At 71.6% G+C, this 22,430-nt stretch carries 19 protein-coding genes and 1 pseudogene; 14 read left to right on the forward strand and 6 right to left on the reverse strand.

Annotated elements, in window-relative coordinates; all coding sequences use genetic code 11:
* Window positions 1-64 precede the first annotated feature (64 nt).
* The 12 genes from ACFYZQ_RS04915 to ACFYZQ_RS04970 all read left to right on the forward strand — a co-directional run bounded on the left by ACFYZQ_RS04915 (window position 65) and on the right by ACFYZQ_RS04970 (window position 16,460).
* A complete protein-coding gene (locus ACFYZQ_RS04915; protein ID WP_389141610.1) occupies window positions 65-1,408 on the forward strand; it encodes an ABC transporter substrate-binding protein in 1,344 nt (447 codons plus the stop codon).
* Between the two features lie 2 nt (window positions 1,409-1,410).
* Complete coding sequence (locus ACFYZQ_RS04920; protein WP_389141612.1) at window positions 1,411-2,352, forward strand: carbohydrate ABC transporter permease; 942 nt, start codon at window positions 1,411-1,413, stop codon at window positions 2,350-2,352.
* A 2-nt stretch (window positions 2,353-2,354) separates the two neighbouring features.
* Window positions 2,355-3,248, forward strand: coding sequence for a carbohydrate ABC transporter permease (locus tag ACFYZQ_RS04925; RefSeq protein WP_389141614.1), 894 nt, complete (start codon window positions 2,355-2,357; stop codon window positions 3,246-3,248).
* Between the two features lie 7 nt (window positions 3,249-3,255).
* Window positions 3,256-4,521, forward strand: a complete 1,266-nt coding sequence (locus ACFYZQ_RS04930) for a 6-phospho-beta-glucosidase (RefSeq protein WP_389141616.1) — start codon at window positions 3,256-3,258, stop codon at window positions 4,519-4,521.
* Window positions 4,512-5,483, forward strand: a complete 972-nt coding sequence (locus ACFYZQ_RS04935) for an N-acetylglucosamine kinase (protein WP_389141618.1) — start codon at window positions 4,512-4,514, stop codon at window positions 5,481-5,483. Before ACFYZQ_RS04930 ends, ACFYZQ_RS04935 begins: the two co-directional genes overlap by 10 nt.
* Before the next feature lie 162 nt (window positions 5,484-5,645).
* Window positions 5,646-7,091, forward strand: coding sequence for a hypothetical protein (locus ACFYZQ_RS04940; protein ID WP_389141620.1), 1,446 nt, complete (start codon window positions 5,646-5,648; stop codon window positions 7,089-7,091).
* 14 nt (window positions 7,092-7,105) lie between these two features.
* Window positions 7,106-8,110 carry a glutamate ABC transporter substrate-binding protein gene (locus ACFYZQ_RS04945; RefSeq protein ID WP_389141622.1) on the forward strand — a complete coding sequence of 335 codons (1,005 nt, stop codon included), beginning with the start codon at window positions 7,106-7,108 and terminating at the stop codon, window positions 8,108-8,110.
* Between the two features lie 73 nt (window positions 8,111-8,183).
* Window positions 8,184-9,515: a hypothetical protein gene (locus ACFYZQ_RS04950; RefSeq protein WP_389141624.1), complete on the forward strand. Its 1,332-nt coding sequence runs from the start codon at window positions 8,184-8,186 to the stop codon at window positions 9,513-9,515.
* Entirely contained in the window at window positions 9,512-12,016 is a 2,505-nt protein-coding gene (locus ACFYZQ_RS04955; RefSeq protein WP_389141626.1) for a tetratricopeptide repeat protein, read from the forward strand. Before ACFYZQ_RS04950 ends, ACFYZQ_RS04955 begins: the two co-directional genes overlap by 4 nt.
* A gap of 3 nt (window positions 12,017-12,019) precedes the next feature.
* Entirely contained in the window at window positions 12,020-13,381 is a 1,362-nt protein-coding gene (locus tag ACFYZQ_RS04960) for a PP2C family serine/threonine-protein phosphatase (RefSeq protein WP_389141628.1), read from the forward strand.
* Window positions 13,382-13,481: 100 nt separating this feature from the next.
* A complete protein-coding gene (locus tag ACFYZQ_RS04965) occupies window positions 13,482-14,828 on the forward strand; it encodes a VWA domain-containing protein (protein ID WP_389141630.1) in 1,347 nt (448 codons plus the stop codon).
* Between the two features lie 69 nt (window positions 14,829-14,897).
* Entirely contained in the window at window positions 14,898-16,460 is a 1,563-nt protein-coding gene (locus ACFYZQ_RS04970; protein WP_389141632.1) for an FHA domain-containing protein, read from the forward strand.
* A gap of 15 nt (window positions 16,461-16,475) precedes the next feature.
* On the opposite strand, the gene ACFYZQ_RS04975 is transcribed toward ACFYZQ_RS04970, so the two are convergent.
* The gene (locus ACFYZQ_RS04975; protein WP_389141634.1) at window positions 16,476-17,486 is read right to left on the reverse strand and encodes a methyltransferase domain-containing protein; all 1,011 of its coding nucleotides are present in this window, start codon (window positions 17,484-17,486) and stop codon (window positions 16,476-16,478) included.
* Between the two features lie 77 nt (window positions 17,487-17,563).
* Between ACFYZQ_RS04975 and ACFYZQ_RS04980 the strand changes: the two genes are divergently transcribed.
* Entirely contained in the window at window positions 17,564-17,977 is a 414-nt protein-coding gene (locus ACFYZQ_RS04980; protein WP_389141636.1) for a globin, read from the forward strand.
* 6 nt (window positions 17,978-17,983) lie between these two features.
* Here ACFYZQ_RS04980 and ACFYZQ_RS04985 read toward each other — a convergent pair whose 3' ends face one another.
* The 4 genes from ACFYZQ_RS04985 to ACFYZQ_RS05000 form a co-directional block, all read right to left on the reverse strand.
* Window positions 17,984-18,658, reverse strand: a complete 675-nt coding sequence (locus ACFYZQ_RS04985; RefSeq protein WP_389141638.1) for a hypothetical protein — start codon at window positions 18,656-18,658, stop codon at window positions 17,984-17,986.
* Complete coding sequence (locus ACFYZQ_RS04990; RefSeq protein ID WP_389141640.1) at window positions 18,655-19,065, reverse strand: acyl-CoA thioesterase; 411 nt, start codon at window positions 19,063-19,065, stop codon at window positions 18,655-18,657. The genes ACFYZQ_RS04985 and ACFYZQ_RS04990 overlap by 4 nt, the downstream gene beginning before the upstream one ends.
* A gap of 6 nt (window positions 19,066-19,071) precedes the next feature.
* Window positions 19,072-20,736: an energy-dependent translational throttle protein EttA gene (gene ettA / locus ACFYZQ_RS04995; protein ID WP_389141642.1), complete on the reverse strand. Its 1,665-nt coding sequence runs from the start codon at window positions 20,734-20,736 to the stop codon at window positions 19,072-19,074.
* A gap of 210 nt (window positions 20,737-20,946) precedes the next feature.
* Window positions 20,947-21,402 carry a hypothetical protein gene (locus ACFYZQ_RS05000; RefSeq protein ID WP_389141644.1) on the reverse strand — a complete coding sequence of 152 codons (456 nt, stop codon included), beginning with the start codon at window positions 21,400-21,402 and terminating at the stop codon, window positions 20,947-20,949.
* A gap of 419 nt (window positions 21,403-21,821) precedes the next feature.
* On the opposite strand from ACFYZQ_RS05000, the gene ACFYZQ_RS05005 reads away from it, so the two are divergent.
* Window positions 21,822-22,202: a hypothetical protein gene (locus ACFYZQ_RS05005; RefSeq protein WP_389141646.1), complete on the forward strand. Its 381-nt coding sequence runs from the start codon at window positions 21,822-21,824 to the stop codon at window positions 22,200-22,202.
* Between the two features lie 55 nt (window positions 22,203-22,257).
* Here ACFYZQ_RS05005 and ACFYZQ_RS05010 read toward each other — a convergent pair.
* Window positions 22,258-22,390, reverse strand: a pseudogene (locus ACFYZQ_RS05010) (IS5/IS1182 family transposase); the annotation flags it as partial.
* Between the last annotated feature and the right edge of the window lie 40 nt (window positions 22,391-22,430).

Consider the following 22,430-nt stretch of genomic DNA (forward strand, 5'->3'; position numbering starts at 1 on the left):
CGACCCCGCTCTTTTCCCGCACGGCCCTTCCCTCAACTCACCGCCCTTCCAGGGAGACTCCGTCATGCCCGAAGCCATACCCTCAGTTGTCCGAAAGACGGCTTTTGCCCTTACCGCGTCGCTGGCACTGCTCACCACCGCGTGCACCGGCCAGGCGGCCTCCACCGCCTCCGACGACGCCTCGAAGGACACCACCATCAACTTCTGGCACGCCTGGAGCGCGCCGAACGAGGTGAAGGCCGTCAAGTCGCTGGTCGCCGGGTTCGAGAAGGCGCACCCCAACATCCATGTGAACGTCGTCGGCAACATGACCGACGACAAGATCAACCAGGCGCTGCGCACCGGCGGCGACAAGGCGCCCGACGTGATCTCCTCCTTCACCACCAACAATGTGGGCAAGTTCTGCTCCTCGGGTGCCCTGGTCGACCTCAACCCCTTCTTCAAGAAGTCGGACATCGACCCGGCGAAGACGTTCCCGAAGCCGATGAACGAATACACCCAGTTCGACGGGGACCGCTGCACGGCCCCCCTGCTCGGTGACGCCTACGGGCTCTACTACAACAAGACGGCGTTCCAGAAGGCCGGCATCAAGAACCCGCCCAAGACGTGGTCCGAGTTCGAGACCGACGCCAAGAAGCTGACCATCACCCAGGGCGACAGCTACAAGCAGCTCGGGTTCATGCCGGACTACCACGGCTGGGAGACCACCACCGAGCACTACTTCGCGCAGTTCTCCCCGACGTACTTCGACAAGAGCGGCAAGTCGAACCTCGCCGAGGACCCCGCCTTCCAGGCCGGATTCACCCTCCAGAAGAAGCTCGTCGACGAACTCGGCGGATTCCAGAAGCTGGAGAAGTTCCGCTCCACGCTCGGCGACGAGTGGGGCCCCAAGCACCCCTTCCAGACCGGCCAGGTCGCCATGCAGCTCGATGGTGAGTGGCGGCTCGGCATGGCGCTCGCCACCAAGCCCAAGTTCCAGATCGGCGTCGCCCCGCTGCCCGTGCCCGACGACCAGGTGAGCCAGTACGGCAAGGGCTACATCACCGGCACCATCGCCGGCATCGCCGCCACCAGCAAGAAGCAGAACGCGGCCTGGGAGTTCGTCAAGTACATCACCACGAACACCGACGCGGTGGTGGGCTTCTCCAACAACCTGCACAACGTGCCGTCCACGCTGGCCGCTCTGAAGTCCCCGAAGCTGAAGTACGACCCGCGGTTCAAGACCTTCCTGGACATCGCCTCCAACCCGTACTCGAACACGAGCCCCGCGTCCATCAACGGCGGCGTGTACCTCACGACGATCCAGAACTTCGGATACGACTACGAGAGCGGGAAGGTCGCGAACCTGAAGGCCGGTCTGGAGAAGACGGCCAAGCAGATCGACACGGACATCGCGCAGGCGAAGTAGCGATGAGCACGGTCACGCTCGCCTCGAAGCGCCGCAGGGCGGCGCTTCGTACCGCCGCTTTCATGTCGCCCTGGTTGATCGGCTTCGCGGTCTTCTTCGCGTACCCCCTGATCTCCACGGTCTACTTCTCGTTCATGCACTACGACGGCTTCAAGCCGCCGACGTGGAGCGGGGCGAAGAACTGGAAGTACGTCTTCGAGAACTACCCGTACTTCTGGCCCGCGTTGCGCAACACGCTCTGGCTGGTCCTGGTGATGGTCACCCTCCGGGTCGTGTTCGGACTCGGCATAGGACTCCTCATCACGAAGATCAAGACGGGCACGGGCGTCTTCCGCACCCTCTTCTACCTGCCCTACCTGGCTCCGCCGGTCGCGGCGACCATGGCCTTCGCCTTCCTCCTCAACCCCGGCACCGGACCGGTGAACTCGATCCTGGAGAAGGTGGGCATCCCGGCCCCGGGCTGGTTCAACGACCCCGCCTGGTCCAAGCCCGCCCTGACCCTGCTGGCCCTGTGGGGCGTCGGCGACCTGATGGTCATCTTCATGGCCGCGCTGCTCGACGTCCCGACGGAGCAGTACGAGGCGGCGGAGCTGGACGGCGCCTCGGCCTGGCAGCGGTTCCGGTACGTCACCCTGCCGAACATCTCCCCGATCGTGATGTTCGCCGTCGTCACCGGGGTCATCCAGACCATGCAGTACTACACGCAGCCCTTGATCGCGGGGAAGGTCGCCTCCGGTGTGATCCAGGGCGCCGGCACGATGTTCGAGCCAGGCTATCCGGAGAAGTCCACGCTGACCCTCCCCCAACTGGTCTACAACCTCGGCTTCCAGCGCTTCGACTACGGCTCCGCGTGCGTCGTCGCCCTGGTCCTCTTCGCCCTGTCGATGGTGTTCACCGCGTTCCTGATGCGGCGCCGGGGCGGTCTCATGCAGGCAGGTGACTGACGATGACCCAAGTGCTGGACAAACCGGTCGAACTGAAGGCCCCCGCCTCCCCCGCCGAGCGCACCGCCCGCCGCCGGGCGCTCCTGGAGTGGGTCGCGATCCACTCCCTCGGCGTGGCGGCCGCCCTCTTCTTCACGCTCCCCTTCGTCTTCATCTTCCTGACCTCACTGATGAGTGACACCCAGTCACTCAGCCGGGACCTGATCCCGCACACCTGGGAGTGGGGCAACTACCGCAAGGTGTTCGACACACCGGGCTTCCTGACCTGGTGGAAGAACACCCTGATCTACGCCGGCCTCGGCACCGTCCTCACCGTGGTGTCCTCGATCCCGGTGGCGTACGCGCTCGCCAAGTTCCGCTTCCGGGGCCGGAACCTGTCGCTCATGCTGGTGATCTCGATGATGATGCTGCCGCCGCAGGTGATCATCATCCCGATGTACCTGTTCTGGGCGAAGCAACTGGACCTGTCGGGCACGCTGTGGCCGCTGATCATCCCCATGGCGTTCGGCGACGCGTTCTCCATCTTCCTGCTGCGGCAGTTCCTGATGACGATCCCCAACGAGTACCTGGACGCGGCCAAGGTGGACGGCTGCGGCGACCTGCGGACCTTGCTGAAGGTCGTGCTGCCGATGGCAAGGCCGGGGATCGCGGCCGTCGCCCTGTTCCAGTTCTTCTACGCCTGGAACGACTACTTCGGGCCCCAGATCTACGCCTCCGAAAATCCGGGCGCCTGGACCCTGAGTTACGGCCTGGAGTCCTTCAAGGGCGCGCACCACACCGACTGGAACCTCACCATGGCGGCCACCGTGCTGGTCATGGCCCCCGTGATCCTCGTGTTCTTCTTCGCCCAGAAGGCGTTCGTCGAGGGCGTCACGCTCACCGGAGTGAAGGGTTGATCCGTTCATGAAACTCACCGTGGTCGGCGGAGGGTCGACCTACACCCCCGAACTCATCGACGGATTCGCGCGCCTCAGGGAGACCCTGCCCATCGAGGAGCTCGTGCTCGTCGACCCGGCCGCCGACCGCCTGGAACTCGTGGGCGGCCTGGCCCGCCGGATCTTCGCCAAGCAGGGTCACGGCGGCCGGATCACCACCACCGCCGACCTGGACGCGGCCGTCGAGGGCGCGGACGCGGTGCTGCTGCAGCTCCGGGTCGGTGGACAGGCGGCCCGCGAGAAGGACGAGACCTGGCCGCTGGAGTGCGGCTGCGTCGGTCAGGAGACCACCGGCGCGGGAGGTCTGGCCAAGGCACTGCGCACGGTCCCGGTGGTGCTCGACATCGCCGAACGCGTCCGCCGCGCCAACCCGCGCGCGTGGATCATCGACTTCACCAACCCGGTAGGCATCGTCACCCGCGCCCTGCTCGAGGCCGGGCACAAGGCGGTCGGGCTGTGCAACGTGGCCATCGGCTTCCAGCGGAAGTTCGCCGGCCTGCTCGGCGTGACACCCGCCGACGTCCACCTCGACCACGTCGGGCTCAACCATCTCACCTGGGAGACCGGTGTCCGCCTCGGCGGCCCCGAGGGCGAGAACCTCCTGCCCAAACTGCTGGCCGACCACGGCGACACCGTCGCCGACGACCTGCGGCTGCCCCGCCCGCTCCTGGACCGCCTCGGCGTGGTCCCGTCGTACTACCTGCGCTACTACTACGCCCACGACGCGGTGGTGCGGGAACTGCGCACCAAGCCCTCCCGGGCGGCGGAAGTGGCCGCGATGGAGAAGGAGTTGCTGGCCATGTACGGCGATCCGGCCCTGGACGAGAAGCCGGAGCTGCTCGCCAAGCGCGGCGGGGCCTACTACTCGGAGGCGGCGGTGGACCTGGCGGCGGCCCTCCTGGGCGGCTCGGGCAGCCCGTACCAGGTGGTGAACACCCTCAACCGGGGCACGCTGCCCTTCCTGCCCGACGACGCGGTGATCGAGGTGCAGGCGGCGGTGGGGCCGACGGGTCCCGTGCCGCTGCCTGTGCCGGAGGTGGACCCGCTGTTCGCGGGGCTGGTGGCGAACGTGACGGCGTACGAGGAGCTGGCGCTTCAGGCGGCGCTGCGCGGAGGCCGGGACCGGGTGTTCCGGGCCCTGCTGGCCCATCCCCTGATCGGCCAGTACGAGTACGCCGAAGCCCTCACCGACCAGTTGGTCGCGCACAACCGGGAGCACCTCGCGTGGGCCTGACCGCAAGTGTCCTCGCCATCGACGCGGGCAACAGCAAGACCGACGTCGCGGTCCTGGCGGCGGACGGCCGCGTCCTCGCCACGGCCCGCGGCGGCGGGTTCCGCCCGCCCACGGTGGGCGTGCCGGCGGCGGTGGACGAACTGGCACGGGCGGTGGCCCGGGCCTACACCGCCGCAGGGGTGGAGTCCGTCTCCCATGTCTCGGCGTGCCTGGCCAACGCCGATCTGCCGGTGGAGGAGGAGCAGTTGGCGGCCGCACTGCACGCACGCGCGTGGGGCGCGACGGTGGAGGTCCGCAACGACACCTTCGCGATCCTGCGCGCGGGCGTGGCCGATCCCCGGGGCGTCGCGGTGGTCTGCGGGGCGGGCATCAACTGCGTCGGCATGCGCCCCGACGGCCGCACCGCCCGCTTCCCCGCCCTCGGCCGCATCTCCGGTGACTGGGGCGGCGGGTGGGGCCTGGCGGAGGAGGCCATGTGGTTCGCGGCCCGCGCGGAGGACGGCCGGGGCGAGCCCACCGAGCTGACGCGCACGCTCCCGGCGCACTTCGGGCTCGACTCCATGTACGCCCTCATCGAGGCGCTGCACCTGGGACGAATCGAGCAGGTCCGGCGGCACGAGCTGACGCCGGTGCTGTTCGCGACGGCGGCCGGCGGCGACGCCGTGGCCGGCGCGGTCGTGGACCGGCTGGCCGAGGAGGTGGTGACCATGGCGACGGTGGCGCTGTCCCGCCTGGACCTGCTGGACGAGGAGACCCCCGTCCTGCTCGGGGGTGGCGTCCTCGCGGCGGGGCACGCCCGGCTCAACGACCGGATCCGGGAGCTGCTGGCCGCACGGGCGCCGAAGGCGGTGGCCCGGGTGGTGACGGCGAGTCCGGTCCTGGGGGCGGCGCTGCTGGGGCTGGACCGGCTGGGGGCCGGGCCCGAGGCGGGGGAACGGGCGCGGGAACACTGGGAGATCTGAACCGCGGGCCCGGCACCGCCTCGGAGCATCACCTCGGAGCACCGCCCCCAGGGAACCGAACGGATTCACGGCGCGTATTCATGAGCACGGGGAGGTGACAATGCTGCCCCCCGCTGCCCAATGTCAGCGCAGGCGGTGATACTGGTCGGCAAGCAAATGACCATGGGGGAGGTCAAGGTGACACACCCGCCGACGAGCAGCGCGGCGCCACCGGTACCGGCGCGGCCACCGGTACCGGCCCCGGCACCCGTCCCGGTGACCGCCCAGGCCCCGGCGCCCGTCCCGGCGCCGCCCCGCCGCACCGCGTTCGCCGAGGGCGTCGACCGGCTGCGCGCCGCCGCGACCACCGAACCGGGCCGGCTGCGCGTCATCGGCGCCGTCCTGGCCCTGCTGGTCGTCGCGTTCGGCGCGGTCGCCGCCTGGCAGGAGAGCGAACGGGCGGCCGCCGCCGACGACGTGCTGCACAGCAGCCAGCCGCTCAGCTCAGGCGCCGCCGACATCTACCGCTCCCTGGCCGACGCCAACACGGCCGCGTCCAGCGGGTTCCTGGCGGGGGGCCAGGAGACCGCCGACTCCCGCGACCGGTACGAGAAGGACATCCGCACCGCCGCCGCGGGGCTCGTCACGGCCGCCGCCGCCTCCGACCCGGGCTCTCCGTCGGAAGCGACGGTCACCAAGCTGAACAAGCTGCTCCCGGAGTACAAGGGCCTGATCGAGCGCGCCCGCACCTACAACCGGCAGGGCTATCCGGTGGGCGGCGCGTATCTGCGCTACGCCAACGAGAAGATGCAGAAGGAGATGCTCCCGGCGGCCGAGGATCTCTACAAGAAGGAGAACCAGCGGCTGAGCTCGGACTACGGGGACGCCACACCCTACCCGTGGGCGGCGATCGCCCTCGGCGTCCTCGCCCTGGCAGCGCTGGCCTGGGCCCAGCACCGCGAGTACCGGCGCACCAACCGCGTCCTGAACCAAGGCCTGGTCGCCGCGACCGCCACCGCCACGGTGGTCCTGCTATGGCTGGTCGTCGGCCACGCGGTCGCCCGTGCGGGCCTCGACGGCTCCTACGATCACGGCGTCCGCTCGCTGAACGTGCTGCACGACGCCCGCATCGCCTCCCTGAAGGCGCGCGGCAACGAGAACCTCAGCCTGGTCGCGCGCGGCGCCGAGACCATCAAGGTCGGCGACGACACCTACGACGCCTACTACTACGACTTCGACAAGGACATCACCGCCCTCGGCAAGGGCTTGGCCCAGGCCGCGAAGCTCGCCGACGACCAGGCGGGCAGCAAGCCGGTCCAGGCGGCCGAGGGCAACATGGCGGCGTGGAAGCAGCGCCACACCTCGGCCCGTTCCGAGGACGAGCACGGCAACTACGAGAAGGCCCTCGACCTGGTGATCGGCGCCAAGGGCGCCACCGGTGAGTGCTTCGACGCCGTCGACAAGAACCTGAAGGACGCCCTCGCCCACGAGCAGGCCGAGTTCCAGCGGTCGGCGGGCGACGGCCGCGACGCGATGACCGGCCTCCCGGCCGGCGCCGCGGTCCTCGCCGTCCTCGGCGCCGCGGGCGCCCTGCTCGGCATCGGCCGCAGGCTTTCGGAGTACCGGTGACAGGGGACGGGAACATGAACGCACGACGAGTGCGGGCCGCCCTGCGCGGATGGGGCGGCGTGGGAGCGATGGCGGTCCTGTGCGCGCTGGCGCTGGCCTTCGTGCTGCTGTTGCCGCTGAGCCGGCCGAACGGCGGCGGTCAGGACGTCGGCGGACAGAGCGTCACCACCGCCCGGCAGGCGCGGGCGAAGGCCTGCACGGATCCGGAGAAGCAGACGCTGTCCCCGTCGGGCGCGGACGGCCGGACCATCGACGCGATCAAGGCCCGCAAGGGCGACGACCGCAAGATCATCGTGGGCGTCGACCAGAACAGCTACCGCTGGGGCTACCGCAACCCCAACACCAAGGGCGCGGAGCTGGAGGGCTTCGACATCGACCTCGTCCACCGGATCGCCCAGGACATCCTCGGTGACCCTGACGCGGTCCAGTTCAAGGCCATCCCCACCAGCCAGCGCACCGAAGCCGTCCGGACCGGCCGGGTCGACATGGTCGTCCGCACCATGACCATCACCTGTGACCGGCTGGGGGACGTCGCCTTCTCCGCGCCGTACTTCAAGACCGGTCAGCAGGTCCTCGCGCCCAAGTCGTCGTCCATCACCGGGTACGACGACACCCTGGCGCACCAACGGGTGTGCGCGGCCGCCGGTTCGACCGCCTACACCCGGCTGGACGACGACAAGAAGGCCGGCAAGCTGGTCGCCGTCCCCAACCAGCTCGACTGCCTGGTACGCCTCCAGCTCGGCGAGGTCGACGCCGTCGTCACCGACGCCGCGCTCGCCGCCAGCCAGGCCGCCCAGGACCCGACGGTCGAACTGAAGGGCGCCCCCTTCACCACCGACTACTACGGCGTGGCCATGAAGAAGGACGCGACCGATCTGATACGCCGGGTCAACCAGATCCTGGTGCAGTACCGCGCGAGCGGCTGGCAGGCGTCGTACGACAAGTGGCTGTCGGCCACACTGGGGACGGACTCCGGCCCCTCGAAGCCACCCGCCCCGGAGTACCAGCGGAAGAGCTGACCGGGGCGTCGCGCAGGCGATCTTCGGGCATGAACTTCAGCAGACTTCGGGCGACAAGAGCGAGAGGTGATCGATGGGCGTCACGGACCCCACCGGGCCGGTGATGGACCGGGACGAGGTGGACCGTGCGCTGGCGCGGCTCGGCGCGGAACACGAGGCGATCGAGACCTCGCTGTTCGCCCTGCAGGACCACGCGGGCCGCAGACTCCTCGAAGGCGCCGAGCTCACCGGCGTGACGAAGGAACGCTGGGCGGCCACGGAGGCGTCGATCACGCTGCTGTGGTCCTACTTCGACGCCTACACGGCCACGCTGCGCACCGCCCGGGAGATCCGCGCCCGGCGCCGCTGGTCCAGCCGCGAGGACCTGGTCGAGCTGACCGAGTTGCTGCGCGGCGAGTCCGTCACGGTCTCGGGCGGCGCGGCGGCGACCGCGAACGCGCCGACGCTGCTGTCCGGCACGAACCGGCTCAGCGAGCGGTTCTCGCTGGCCGCGCTGGTGGACCGGATGAACGAGCTGTACGCGCGCTCGCTGGACATGGTCGTCGCCGCCGACGCGGTGTGGTCGGCGCTGCCCGCCCGGATCGATTTACTGGCCGCGGAGCTCCAGCGCACCCGCAAGCTGGCGCACTCGGTGGGCGTGCGCCCCGGCGAGCATCCGGCGGGCGACGACCTGGAGGGCATCACGCGCACCCTGACCGGGCTGCGGGAGCAGGTGGTCTCGGACCCGCTCGCCTTCTGGGTGCCGGCCGAGGGCAGTTCGGCGCCGGGCGGCGGCCGGCCGGACACCACGGTGTACGACCGTGAGGCACGCGCCCTGGAGGACGTGCGACGCGAGATCGACGCCGTGCTGACGGTCCGCCAGGACGCCGAGCAGCGCCTGGTGAAGCTGCGGGACGTGCTCTCCCGCGCGGACCGCACGCTCGCCGAGGCCCGTACCGCGCGCATCGAGGTGCTGGCGAAGATCGCCGCGACGGAGGTGCCGGTGGTCAGCGGCCCGCCGACGGCGCTGCAGGAGCAACTGGCGGCGGCCGCCGAGTACCGCAGACAGGCCCAGTGGCACCGGCTGTCCCCGCTCCTGGAGTCCCTGGAGGAGAAGGCGGAGGACGAACTGCTGCGCGCCCGCGAGTCGCTGACCGCGGTCACCGCACCGCTGGCGGTCCGCGCCGAACTGCGCGGCCGCCTCGACGCGTACAAGGCGAAGGTCGCCCGGCACGGGCTCGCCGAGGACCCGTTCCTCGTCGAGCGCTACGACGCGGCGCGCCGCATGCTGTGGAGCGCGCCCTGCGACCTGCGGGTCGCCGAACAGGCCGTGCTGCGCTACCAGCGGGCGGCGGCGGAACTGATCGGCGCGCCGCGGGTGCCGGAGCAGGGCGGGCCCGAGGACCGTAGGGGGGAACAGGTATGAGTCAGGCGGAGCAGACGTGCCAGCGGCCGGGCTGCGAAGGCAGTTACGAGGACGTGGGCGACGGCGAGCTGTACTGCGACACCTGCGGTCTCGCCCCGGTCGTCAGCGCGAGCGGAATGGTGGGCTCGCCGCCCACCGGGATCACCGGCGGCGGCAAGGACTCCCCCGGCAGCTCCAGCGCGCGCTCCAGCAGCCGCACGTCGTCGCACTCCTCGCACTCGTCGAAGTCCCGCCGTTCGGTGTCCGGGCGGCTGTCCCGCTCGGTGTCGGGCACGTCGACGGGTCGCTCGGTGTCGGTGCGCAGCTCCGGTTCCTCCGCCGGGTCGTCGGCGCGCGCCAGGCTGGGCGCCGGGCTGGTCACCGTCCCGGGGGTGCCGCGGCCCGACCCACGCGCGATGGTGCTGGAGAACCCGGAGGTGCCCGAGCGCAAGCGGTTCTGCTCGCGTTCGGACTGCGGGGCGCCGGTCGGCAGGGCGCGCGGCGAACACCCCGGGCGCACCGAGGGCTTCTGCACCAAGTGCGGTCACCCGTACTCCTTCGTGCCGAAGCTGAAGGCCGGGGACATCGTGCACGGCCAGTACGAGGTCGTGGGCTGCCTGGCGCACGGCGGGCTGGGCTGGATCTACCTGGCGGTGGACCGCGCGGTCTCCGACCGGTGGGTGGTGCTCAAGGGCCTGCTGGACACCGGTGACCAGGACGCGATGGCCGCCGCGATCTCCGAGCGGCGTTTCCTCGCGGAGATCGAGCACGCCAACATCGTGCGGATCTACAACTTCGTGGAGCACCTCGACCAGCGCACCGGCTCCCTCGACGGCTACATCGTCATGGAGTACGTCGGCGGCAAGTCCCTGAAGGAGATCGCCAACGCCCGCCGCACCCCGGAGGGCAGGCGCGACCCGCTGCCGGTGGAGCAGGCGTGCGCGTACGGCATCGAGGCCCTGGAGGCGCTCGGCCATCTGCACAGCCGCAACCTGCTGTACTGCGACTTCAAGGTCGACAACGCCATCCAGACCGAGGACCAGCTCAAGCTGATCGACATGGGCGCGGTGCGCCGCATGGACGACGACGAGTCGGCGATCTACGGCACCGTGGGCTACCAGGCGCCGGAGGTCGCCGAGGTCGGCCCGTCGGTGGCGTCCGACCTGTACACGGTGGGCCGCACGCTCGCCGTCCTCACCTTCGACTTCCAGGGCTACACGAACGTCTTCGTGGACTCCCTGCCCGACCCAGACAACATCGAGGTCTTCCGCCGCTACGAGTCGTTCTACCGGCTGCTGGTCCGCGCCACCGACCCCGACCCGGCCCGCCGGTTCGCCTCCGCGCAGGAGATGGCCGAGCAGCTCACGGGCGTCCTGCGGGAGGTCGTGTCCCTGCAGACGGGGCGGCCCCGGCCCGCGCTGTCCACGCTGTTCGGACCCGAGGTGAAGGTCACGGACACGGAGCTGTTCCCCGGCCTGGACGGGGACGTGTCACGGCTGGGGGCGAGAGCGGCCCGCGCGAAGAACGGCCCCGCGTCCCTGCCTCCCGCCCTGCCCGCCTCCCCGGGCGGCGCGGCCGGCCTGGTCGAGCCCGTCGACACCCGGGCCGCCGCCCTCGCCCTGCCCGTGCCGCACGTCGACCCGGCCGACCCCAACGCCGGCTTCCTGGCCGGTCTGATGGCCTCGGCGCCGGGTGAGCTGATCGGCGCGCTCGCCGCGGCGCCGCAGCAGACGGTGGAGACCCGGCTGATGCAGGTCCGCGCCCGGCTGGAGCACGGCGACGCGGAGACCGCCCTGATGTCCCTGGCGAAGCTGGAGGGGGAACGGCCCGACGACTGGCGGGTGGTGTGGTACCGGGGCGTGTCCGCGCTGGTGACCGGCGACTTCGAGGGCGCCGCGCTCTCCTTCGACGCGATCTACGACGCCTTCCCCGGGGAGAGCGCGCCCAAGCTGGCGCTGGGCCTGTGCGCGGAGGTGCTCGGCCAGCTCGACAACGCCGCCGAGTACTACCGCCTGGTGTGGTCCACCGACCCGAGCCATGTCAGCGCCGCGTTCGGTCTGGCCCGCGTGACGCTCGCGGCCGGGGACCGGCGGGGTGCGGTACGGACGCTGGAGTCGGTGCCGGAGTCCTCCATCCACTACACGGCCGCGCGCGTGGCCGCCGTACGGGCGCGGCTCAGGCAGCGCACGGCGACCGCCGCGGACGTACCCTTCCTGGACGACCTGACCGCCGCCGCGGCCCAGGTGGAGGCCCTGCAGGCGTACGGTCTGGACCCCGCGCGGCGTGAGCGGTTGTCGGCGGAAGTCCTCGGCAGCGCGCTCGACTGGATACTCTCCGGGGGTCAGGGCGCCCAGCCCGCCACGGGTGGCCGGGTGCTGCTCGGCAGCGGTCTGGACGAGCGGGGCCTCCGCTTCGGCCTGGAACGCGCCTACCGCACGCTGGCCCGGCTGGCGCCCGGCGGCGAGGAGAGGATCGACCTGGTGGAACGGGCCAACCGTTACCGCCCCCGGACGTGGGTGTAGTTGATGTCGCAGATGCCCCAGCAGGCCGCACTGTCGCAGTGCCCGAACTGCGCGGAGCCGCTCGAGTCGGACGACCGTTTCTGCGGTGTGTGCGGGTACGACCTGTCGGTGGTGCCCGCGCCGCCGCAGGACCACCCGACGCTCACCATGAACGGCTCGGGCGCCCCGGGCCGGGAAACCGGCAAGGGCGCCACCTGGCCCGGTGTGCCGGCCCCGGACGCCTCCGGCACCCCGGCGGAGCTGCACCTGCCGCAGGACCTCCCGGGCACCGACTCCGGCGGCTCCCCGCTGCAACCGGGCCCGCCCCCGGCGGCCCCCGCGCCGCCCCCGGCCGCTCCCACCCCCCCGGCCGCCGGTGTCCGCTTCGACCGGCCTGCGCAGCCCGACGACTACCCGCTGCAGGCCCCCGACCCCCGGGCGGCCGCCGATGCCGCGAGCGCGGCCGAGGAGGCCAAGGTGTGTGTGGCGTGCCGGGCGGGCCGGGTGGACGACGACGGCTACTGCGAGAACTGCGGGCACGCCCAGCCCCGCGAACGCGACCACATGGAGCAGGAGTCCGGCCCGGTCGCCGCCGTCAGCGACCGCGGTCTGCGCCACCACCGCAACGAGGACGCCTTCGCGGTCGGCCACACCGCGCTGCCCGACGGCTCGCCCGTGGCCCTGGCGATCGTCTGCGACGGAGTCTCCTCGGCGACCCGCCCCGACGACGCCTCGCTGGCCGCGTCCCGGGCGGCGGGCGAGTCGCTGCTGGCCGCCCTGCCGCACGGCACCCATCCGCAGCAGGCCATGCACGACGCGATCGTGGCCGCCTCCCACGCGGTCAACGCCCTCGCGGACGAGCCCGCCGAGGCGCGCGAGCACGCCGTGCACCAGAACGCCCCCGCCTGCACGATCGTCGGCGCGGTGGTCACCTCCGGCCTGCTGGTCGTCGGCTGGGTCGGCGACAGCCGCGTCTACTGGGTGCCGCTGGACCGCGCGGCGCCCCCGGCCCGGCTCACCGAGGACGACTCCTGGGCCGCGCAGATGGTGGCCGCGGGCCTGATGAACGAGGCCGAGGCCTACGCCGACGAGCGCGCCCACGCCATCACCGGCTGGCTCGGCGCGGACGCCTACGAGCTGGAGCCGCACACCGCCTCCTTCAAGCCGGACCGGCCGGGCGTGGTGGTCGTGTGCACGGACGGCCTGTGGAACTACGCGGAGACCGCCGGGGAGATGGCCGAGGCGATCCCCGTCGACGCCGCCGCGCGCCCGCTGCACGCCGCCCGGGTCCTGGTCGGCCACGCCCTGGACGGCGGGGGCCACGACAACGTAACAGTGGCCGTCCTGCCGTTCCCGGCCCCGCCGCAGGGGGCAGGATCGGCCTGAGGGGCCGCGCACGGGGAGGCTCCGGCGGACCGGAGGGGACCGGTCCGCGTACTGTCATCGCCCACGGGAGCCGTGGGTTCGGAGGGGGATCAGAGCAGTCATGGCCAATTTCTCGAAGTCGAACGTGCCGCAGTTCTCGGTGGACGTGTACCAGAACGAGTACCTGCCGGAGGGCGGCCGCGAGGTCAACGCGATCGTCACGGTGAGCGCGACCGGCGGGGGGACCATCGGGAGCGCGGTAGCGGCACCCCACCTGTACGCCCCCGGCCAGGGCCCGTCCGCCGCCGTGGCGATCATGGTCGACTGTTCGGGCTCGATGGACTACCCGCCGATCAAGATGCGCAACGCCCGTGACGCCACGGCCGCCGCGATCGACACCCTGCGCGACGGTGTGCACTTCGCGGTGATCGGCGGCACCCACGTGGCCAAGGAGGTCTACCCGGGCGGCGGCCGGGTCGCCGTGGCCGACGCCACCACCCGGGAGCAGGCCAAGCAGGCGCTGCGCCGGCTCAGCGCGGGCGGCGGCACCGCGATCGGCACCTGGCTGCGGCTCGCCGACCGCCTGCTGTCCTCGGCGGACGTCGCCATCCGGCACGGCATCCTGCTCACCGACGGCCGCAACGAGCACGAGTCGCCGGAGGACCTGCGGGCCGCCCTCGACGAGTGCGCCGGACGCTTCACCTGTGACGCGCGGGGCGTGGGCACCGACTGGGAAGTGAAAGAAGTCACAGGGATCGCCTCGGCGCTGCTCGGCACCGCCGACATCGTCGCCGACCCGACCGGGCTCGCCGCCGACTTCACGCGGATGATGGAGACGGCGATGGGCAAGGAGGTCGCGGACGTCGCCCTCAGACTGTGGACGCCGGTCGGCACCACCATCAGGTTCGTCAAGCAAGTCGCGCCGCGGGTCGAGGAGTTGACCGACCGCCGTACCGAGGCGGGGCCGCGGGCCGGGGACTACCCCACCGGCTCCTGGGGGGACGAGTCGCGTGACTACCACGTGTGCGTCGAGGTCCCCGCGGCCGGCATCGGCCAGGAGATGCTGGCCGCCCGGGTGTCGCTGGTCGTCCCGCAGCCCGACGGTTCTGTGCGGAACCTGGGCGCCCAGGGCCTCGTCCGCGCGGTCTGGACCGACGACATGACCGCCTCGACCTCGATCAATCCGCAGGTCGCGCACTACACCGGCCAGGCCGAACTGGCGCAAGCCATCCAGAAGGGCCTAGACCTTCGCAAAGCGGGCGATTTCGACGGCGCAACGGCCAAACTGGGGCGGGCCGTTCAGCTCGCCAGTGCCTCCGGAAACGCGGATACTGCGAAACTGCTTGCGAAGGTGGTGGACGTGGTCGACGCCGCGACAGGTACTGTGCGACTGAAGACGAAGGTCGCGGAGGCCGACGAGATGACTCTCGAGACCCGGTCCACAAAGACTGTTCGTGTAAAGAAGTGACATAGGACTCTCCGGGGGACACCCCGGAACGACTCAGCAGGACCCTGCGAGAGAGGGGGAAGGGCCGACATGCCGACCTGCCCGAACGGACACCAGTCGGGTTCCGACGACTGGTGCGAGGTCTGCGGTCACCGCATGGCCGGTGCCGTACCTCCGCCCCCTCCGCCGCCCCCGGGCGGCGGGTACGGGTTCCCGCCGCCTCCCGGTCAGGGCGGCGGCCGGCCCGGCGGGCACCATCAGTCCTCCGCGCCGAACCTGGAGCCGGAGCTCTGCCCGCAGTGCCGCACGCCCCGGGAGGGCGGTGCGCCGTTCTGCGAGGAGTGCCGCTGGAACTTCCTCACCAACACGGCCACCTCCTACACCCCGGCCGCCCCGCGCACGCCCGCGCCCGGTCAGGCGGCCCCCCGCTTCCAGCCGCCCGGTCCGTCGTACGGCGGCGGTGACTCGTACGAGTACGAGGGCTCGCGCCCGTCCCAGCTGAACCGCCCCGCCGAGCCGATTCCGCCGAGCCCCTTCGGCAGCGAGCCGTCCGGCCCGACGCACTTCGGCGGAGAACGCGGCCAGCGCGGCCCCGGCCAGGGCGGCGGTCCTCAGGGTCCCGGTTCCCAGGGCTCCGGTCCTCAGGGGCCCGGTCCGCAAGGCTTCGGCCCTCAGGGCTTCGGCGGCGAACGCGGGCCCGGTGGGCCCGGCCGTCCCGGCCAGGGCGGCCCGGGTGGCCCCGGCGGTCCCGGCCCCTCGGGCTTCGGTGGCGGCCCCGGCCAGGGTGGCCCCGGTGGCCCCGGCGGTCCCGGCCCCTCCGGCTTCGGTGGGGGTCCCGGCCAGGGCGACCCCTCGCCATTCGGCCGTGAGCAGTCCGGGCCGGCCGGTCGCTCCGGCCCGCCCAACCCTCCCGGTCCGCCCGGATCCGGTGGCTTCGGCGGCGACCCGTCGCGGCCGGTTCCGCCGCCTCCCGGCCCCGGTGCCACGGCCGGTGGTCCGCCGTCCGCCTACCAGCAGGCCGGTCCGCCGGCCCCGCCGGCCTTCCCGCAGGAGACCCGCCGCCCGCCGACGGGCGGCCCGTCCTTCGGCGGCGGTGAGGACGATTGGGTGATCTCCCCGCCGTCGTCCACGAACCCGTCCGGCCCCGGCGGCGGCTACGGCTACCCGCAGCCCGGCGCCACCCAGGCCCCGCCCGGCCCGGGCGGCGGCTACGGCTACCCGCAGGCGCCGCAGGCCCCGCAGGGACCGGCCACCTGGACGGCGACCATCGGCCCGGACCGCGAGTACTTCATGGCGATGATGCAGCGCTCCGGTCCCGAGGCCACGGGCCTGAACCTGCCCGCGTACTCGCCCGAGCAGCAGCGCACGCTCACCGGCAACCAGGTCACCATCGGCCGCCGCCGCCACTCCACCGGCGACACCCCCGACATCGACCTGTCGGTGCCGCCGGAGGACCCGGGTGTCTCGCACCAGCACGCGGTGCTGGTCCAGCAGCCGGACGGCAGTTGGGCGGTCGTCGACCAGAACTCGACCAACGGCACGACGGTCAACGGCTCAGAGGACCCGATCCAGCCCTTCGTGCCGGTGCCGCTGCAGGACGGCGACCGGGTGCACGTGGGCGCGTGGACGACGATCACCGTCCGGCGCGGGTAGCCGCGTAACACGACGTCACGGGAGGGGCCAGGTGTACGGCCCCTCCGGGTCGTCCAGCCACGCCCACTCGCGGTCGCCGTCCACCGTGACGCCGTACCGCTCGCGCGGCGGCCTGCCCTCGCGCTCCCACAGCGCGTAGGCCTCCCGGGGGCCGAGGACGTCCCGGGTCAGCGCGAGCAGGAAGCGGAACAGGTCCTGCCGTCGGGCGCCGTCGGGCAGCCCCTCGAAGGACGCCGGCCCCGCCTCGGGCCGGTCCCCGCCGCGCAGCGGCACGAAGTAGGCGGGCGTCGCCAGGAAGCGCCCCTCGGCGTGCCCGGCGTCCGCCACGGTCAGCGCGACCAGGCCGGTGGCGAGCGGGGTCAGGACGCGTCCGCCGGGGCGGCACTGGGCGAGCCAGGCGCGCGGCACGGACGGCAGGGCGCAGGTGGCGATGATCCGGTCGAAGGGGGCGCGTTCGGCGACCCCGCGCGCCCCGTCGCCGGTGATCACGGCCGGGTGGTACCCGGCGGCGGCCAGGTGCCGCCGGGCCGACTCGGTGATCTCCGGTTCCAGGTCGACGGTGGTGACCAGGTCGTCGTCGCCGAGCCGATGGGCGAGCAGGGCCGCGTTGTAGCCGGTGCCCGCGCCGATCTCCAGCACCCGGTGGCCGTCGGCCACCCGCAGTTCGACGAGCATCCTGGCCATCAGCGAGGGCTGGCTGCTGGAGGAGAGCAGTTCCCCGTCGCGCAGCCTGGTGGCCAGCGGGGCGTCGGCGTAGGCCCCGTCCAGCCAGCGCTCCCGCGCCTCGGGGTCCGGGTTCTCGCCCCACCTGCGTTCGTAGCCGCCGATGACGCCGACGTAGTAGTGGGGCACGAACAGGTGCCGCGGCACCGCCGCGAACGCCTCCCGCCACACCGGGTCGGGGTCCCAGACGCCGCTCGCGTCGATCTCCCGTACCAGCGCCTCCCGCGCGGACACGGCGAGTCCGGCGAGGCCGCCCTTGCCACCGCAAGCGTGGGAGCCCGTGGGGCCGGTGTCGGAATCCATGCGTCCACTGTGCGGCGCAGGGCGTGCCGGGGCGAGTGGTCCTAGGACCTCGGTCCTCGGTCGGCGCGTCTGAGACCATGGGGGACGTGAAAGAGATTCGGCGCGGCACGCTTCAGGAGAAGACCTTCTACGAGCAGGTCGGCGGGGAGGAGACGTTCCGCCGACTGGTCCACCGTTTCTACGAGGGGGTCGCGCAGGACCCGCTGCTGAGGCCGATGTACCCGGAGGAGGACCTCGGCCCGGCCGAGGAGCGGCTGACGCTGTTCCTCATCCAGTACTGGGGCGGCCCGACGACGTACAGCGACAACCGGGGCCACCCCCGGCTGCGCATGCGCCACGCTCCGTTCACCGTCGACCGGGCGGCGCACGACGCCTGGCTGAGGCACATGCGGGCGGCCGTCGACGAGCTGGGGCTGTCCGAGGAGCACGAGGAGCAGCTGTGGAACTACCTGACGTACGCCGCCGCCTCGATGATCAACACCGCCGAGTGAGCCGGGTCAGCGCACGCTGACGCCCAGGGTTCCGAGTCCCGCCGTGCGCACGGCGACGGACCCGTACGGCGTGCGCAGCCTGAGCCACGCGCCCGACGCGTACAGTCCCAGGCCGCCCTCGCCGCCGGGCCGCAGGAACCCCAGCGACTGGGCCGCGTGCACGGCCCGCACCGGAAGGCCGGTGTCCGCGACCGTCCGGGACCAGATCTCCCGCCCGATCCGGTCGAGTTCGGCACGCGTACGCGCCTCGGGCGCCAATTCCCGCGTACGGGACCGGAATTCGGCGACAGCGGCGGCGACCATGGTCCGCAGGGTGTCGGGGGCCGGCAGTCCCGGCTCCGCCCGCCACCCGCCGCGCGGCGGAAGGAGCCCCGCCCACGGCGGCCCGGTCACCGCGCCCGGCACGAGGGCCGTGGCCGCCGTCTCGTCGACGGACTCCAGGAACTCACCCGCGGACACGGTCACGTCCAAGGTGACGTCCAGCCCGCTCTCGTACGGCTTCTCGAGCCGCACCGCGCGGATCGCCAGCACCTCGAAGGACGGCGGCCGTCCGAACACGGCGAGCGCGGTGCCCGCGGCCTGAAGGCGCACGGCGGCCCCGCGGTCGTAGTGGAGCAGCCGGGCGAGGAAGGCGACGAGATCGGCCGCCTCCCCCTCGTCGGCGAGATTGAGCACCGTCATGCGGCGACGGCCTCCTCCTCGTCGTCCGCGTAGCCCTGGAGGAACTCCCGCTCCTCCTCGGTGATCCTGCGCGGTCGCTGTGCCTCGAAGTCGAACGGCACGACCACCGTCGAGGCCCGTACGTAGACCAGGTCGTCGTCCTTCACCTCGTAGCTGATGGTGAAGGACGCGGCCCTGATCTCGGAGACCCACAGCTCGATGTCGACCGGGTGGTGCCGGTGGACGAGCTGTCGCTTGTAGTCGATCTCGTGGCGCGCCACCACCGACCCCTGCTTGAACTCCTTCTCCGGACGGTGCAAGAAGTTGATACGGGCTTCCTCCAGGTAACGGATGAAGACCGCGTTGTTGACGTGGCCGTACGCGTCCATGTCCGACCAGCGCAGCGGGCAGCGGTAGGTGTGGCGCAAGATCGATCAGCCCCGGGTCAGCTTCTTGTAGGTGGCGCGGTGCGGACGGGCGGCGTCCGGGCCGAGCCGCTCGACCTTGTTCTTCTCGTACGACTCGAAGTTGCCCTCGAACCAGAACCACTTGGACTCGCCCTCGTAGGCGAGGATGTGCGTGGCGACGCGGTCGAGGAACCACCGGTCGTGGGAGACGACCACGGCGCAGCCCGGGAACTCGAGCAGGGCGTTCTCCAGGCTGCTGAGGGTCTCGACGTCGAGGTCGTTGGTCGGCTCGTCGAGGAGCAGCAGGTTGCCGCCCTGCTTGAGGGTGAGCGCGAGGTTGAGGCGGTTGCGCTCACCGCCGGACAGCACACCGGCCGGCTTCTGCTGGTCCGGTCCCTTGAAGCCGAAGGCGGAGACGTACGCGCGCGACGGCATCTCGACCTGACCGACGTTGATGTAGTCGAGCTCGTCGGAGACGACGGCCCACAGCGTCTTCTTCGGGTCGATGTTCTCGCGACTCTGGTCGACGTACGAGATCTTGACGGTCTCGCCGACCTTGATGCTGCCGGAGTCCGGCTTCTCCAGGCCCTGGATCATCTTGAACAGGGTGGTCTTGCCGGCGCCGTTCGGGCCGATGACCCCGACGATCCCGTTGCGCGGGAGCGTGAAGGAGAGGTTTTCGATGAGGACCTTGTCCCCGAAGGCCTTGTTGAGCTTGTCGACCTCGACGACCACGTTGCCGAGCCGCGGCCCCGGCGGGATCTGGATCTCCTCGAAGTCCAGCTTCCGCATCTTGTCGGCCTCGGCGGCCATCTCCTCGTACCGCGCGAGGCGCGCCTTGGACTTGGCCTGCCGCCCCTTGGCGTTGGACCGCACCCACTCCAGCTCGTCCTTGAGCCGCTTCTGCCGCTTGGCGTCCTTCTGGCCCTCGACCTTGAGGCGGGTGGCCTTGGTCTCCAGGTACTTGGAGTAGTTGCCCTCGTAGCCGTGCAGGCGGCCGCGGTCGACCTCGCAGATCCAGCCGGCCACGTTGTCGAGGAAGTACCGGTCGTGGGTGACGGCCACGACGGTGCCCGCGTACTTGGCGAGGTGCTGCTCCAGCCAGTTCACGGACTCGGCGTCGAGGTGGTTGGTGGGCTCGTCGAGGAGCAGCAGGTCGGGCGCCTCCAGGAGCAGCTTGCACAGCGCGACGCGGCGCCTCTCACCACCGGAGAGGGTCGTGACGGGCCAGTCCCCGGGCGGGCAGCCGAGCGCGTCCATGGCCTGCTCGAGCTGGGCGTCGAGGTCCCAGGCCTCCGCGTGGTCGAGCTCCTCCTGGAGCTTGCCCATCTCCTCGAGCAGCGCGTCGGAGTAGTCGGTGGCCATGAGCTCGGCGATCTCGTTGAACCGGTCGAGCTTGCCCTTGATCTCGGCGACACCCTCCTGGACGTTCTCCAGGACGGTCTTCTCCTCGTTGAGCGGGGGCTCCTGGAGCAGGATGCCGACGCTGTACCCGGGCGAGAGGAAGGCGTCGCCGTTCGACGGCTGCTCCAGCCCCGCCATGATCTTCAGCACGGTCGACTTACCGGCACCGTTCGGGCCGACGACGCCGATCTTCGCCCCCGGCAGGAAGTTCAGGGTGACATCATCGAGGATCACCTTGTCGCCGTGCGCCTTGCGCGCCTTGCGCATGGTGTAAATGAACTCAGCCAAGAGAAACCGTCCGGCAGCTTGAAATCAGGCAGTGGGCAGATACAGCCCATCTTGCCGTACCGCCACCCCGGGGCGGAAACGCGTATGGTCGGGGGGCTCTGACCTGGGCTTTCTCTGCAGGTGCCGGTAGCGCGTCTGTCACTGCCGGTCGCGGCCGGTCGGCCTCGGGCGACCCGGGACGGCCCAGGGACAGCCCGGCGGGACGACGCTTCAGGCCCTCCGGAAGAGGTACATACCGACGATTTTCCCCTTGATCGCCACTCGCTGCCCCGACGACAGCCACTTGTCACGCGACTCCTCACCGAGCTGAACGTAGACGTACTGAGCGGTGTGCAGCTTCCACCCCACGTCTTCGATCCGCGAGAGCAGGTCGCTCCGGGGGGAATGCGGAGCGCCGGGGTGATCGAGCTTGTTCCTGGCCAGGGGCGGCATACCGGAGTCGTGTCCGGTGCCCCCATAGGGATTCAAGCCGCCCGCGCTGCGCTGGTCGACTTCGGTCTCGAACCACCCATCACCTCGGTCGAAGGCCTTACGCGCCTGGTCGACGATGACGCTCCGCATACGCTCGACATGTTCGTTCCACCGCCGGACGGCTTCTGCTTCTTTTGCCTCTCCCCGTGCCGCAAGTTCCCCTTGCCTGCTCTCCCACCGCTCCTGGATTCCCATGGATGCCCCCTCGCGTCTCACCCAGGCGCGGCAGCCCGGGCAGATCGCTGCTTACACCCCCGGTGCGGTCCTGGCAAGGGAACGGGCGGAGGCTCCGGACGGATCCGATTGGCGACCGTATGCATGCCGGCAGCCGAAGAGAGCTGGTGGTGCGCCGGGTCGTCGCCCTCGACAGCACTGATGCGGAGGGCGGACGGGGCTCGGGCTGGTCGACCTGCTCGCGCCGGGGTGGCACGTACGACGCTCGGCGATCGGGAAGCAGGTGCGCTGCCGGGTGTCCGCCGAGGAGCCCCCTATGCCCCATGTTCGCCCCATCGTGGCGTTTAGGTGGTTTTCTCGCTTGCTGCCCGTTCGGCATGGCGACGATGGCCACCGAGGGCTCCGCCTTTCCGGAGTCCACGGGACGAGAGGACATGCGTATGCGAGGCAAACAGGCGATCGGTGCGGGCGTTCTGGCGCTGGCCCTGGTGTCCGGAGCCGGGTGGGCCGCGCAGGCCACCGCAGGGCAGACCGTCACCGGCCGGGCGGCCGCAGTCGCGGCACCGGCGCGGGCCGCGGCCGTGGACGGCTACCAGATCGTCAAGCTCCCCAACGCCAACGTGCCCAACTTCCAACGGCGCACCGTGTACTGCCCGGCGGGCAAGAAGGTCATCGGCGGCGGCGGCGAAGCGCAGGGCAACGGCGCGGTCCTGGTCGGCAGCTTCCCCACCGACGACGGGCACGGGTGGATCGCGCTCGGCCGACAGGACGGCTACCCCAGCGTCGGCATCAGCGTGTACGCGATCTGCGCCGACGCCTGATCAGGGGCCCCTGAAGCAGGGGGGCTTCTGCCGGCAGAAGCCCCCCTGCTGTGGCCTCTTTCCAGGCCGGGAGGTCGCCCTGACCTGGTTCACGTCGGTGCGGGATGACCAGGCCGGTGCTCGGTGGCCGCCGTCGGCTGTCACCGTGGTGCGGCCGACAGCTGCCGCGCGCCGGCCAGCTCCCACGCAGCGGGCCGAACCGACTGTCGCCGTCGGTCGCCGTCGGTC

Origin of the sequence: Streptomyces sp. NPDC001843, assembly GCF_042891955.1 — a bacterium.
Taxonomy (GTDB): domain Bacteria; phylum Actinomycetota; class Actinomycetes; order Streptomycetales; family Streptomycetaceae; genus Streptomyces.